The organism is Pseudomonas peli (assembly GCF_050563605.1).
Classification (GTDB): Bacteria; Pseudomonadota; Gammaproteobacteria; order Pseudomonadales; family Pseudomonadaceae; genus Aquipseudomonas; species Aquipseudomonas peli_A.
The window spans coordinates 1-266 of sequence record NZ_JBNXUH010000084.1 but is presented as its reverse complement, the minus strand read 5'-3'; the positions used below and the strand labels follow the sequence as shown (position 1 = coordinate 266).

Here is a 266-nt window from a genome sequence, read left to right as displayed (position 1 = left end):
TTTTTTTTCAAGCAAAAGACGGCATACGAATGCGCTCATTTCGTCTSGTGGGCTGGGAGATGTKTAAAAGAGACANGTCCCATRACCCGATTAGCGTGCTGCGGATGACCCMCTCCCCGCCACGCCACACCGCCAGCAGTGCCGAGCAGCAAGGCGCCGGCGCGCACACCGATTACGGCTGCATCACCCTGCTCTACCAGGACGATGCCGGCGGCCTGCAGGTGCGCCACCTCGATGGCCCTGTCTCTTATACACATCTCCTAGCC

The 266-nt window shown here is 59.8% G+C and carries 1 pseudogene; it reads left to right on the top strand.

The window, feature by feature from the left end:
• Positions 1-86: 86 nt before the first annotated feature.
• Positions 87-266: pseudogene (locus tag ACQ4LH_RS21145) on the top strand (2OG-Fe(II) oxygenase family protein); the annotation flags it as partial.